The 500-nt window shown below is 68.2% G+C and carries 1 protein-coding gene; it reads right to left on the bottom strand.

All coding sequences use genetic code 11. The features are described from left to right. Nucleotides 1-500: sulfite exporter TauE/SafE family protein (locus P0N66_RS12790; protein WP_275806034.1), on the bottom strand; the 500-nt coding region annotated here is incomplete at both ends.

The following is a 500-nucleotide window of genomic DNA, read 5'->3' as shown; positions in this document are numbered from 1 at the left end:
GGGGCGGCCCGCAGGCCGTTGAGCAGGTAACCCAGGGTGCCGGCCACGGCGATGGGAAAGCCGATGGCCGCCGAGGTGCCGATCGCCTTGTGCAGCCCCACGTTGCACCAGACCATGAAGGGCACCGACAGGGTGCCGCCGCCGATGCCCACCAGGCTGGAAAAAACCCCGATAACCCCGCCGGCGCCCAGCATGCCGGCCGCGCCCGGCAGTTCCCGGTTGGGGTTTGGTTTGCGGCCGCTGAGCATCTGCCAGGCCACGAAAAAGAGGAAAAGGGCGAAAAAGATTTGCAGAAAATCGGTGGAAAGGGCGGCGGCGACAAAGGTGCCGCCCAGGGTGCCGACCAAGATGCCGGGCGTAATGCCCCGCACCACCTTCCACTGCACCGCCCCGCGCCGGTGATGGGCCAGGGCGCTGGAGACGGCGGTGAAGATGATGGAGGCCAGGGAGGTGCCCAGGGCCAGGTGCATCAGGTAATCCGGCGCCACCCCCTGCCAGGC

It is taken from the genome of Desulfurivibrio dismutans (assembly GCF_029210385.1).
Classification (GTDB): Bacteria; Desulfobacterota; Desulfobulbia; order Desulfobulbales; family Desulfurivibrionaceae; genus Desulfurivibrio; species Desulfurivibrio dismutans.
The sequence above is the reverse complement of the archived record's forward strand: the minus strand, read 5'-3'. Positions and strand labels throughout refer to the sequence as shown.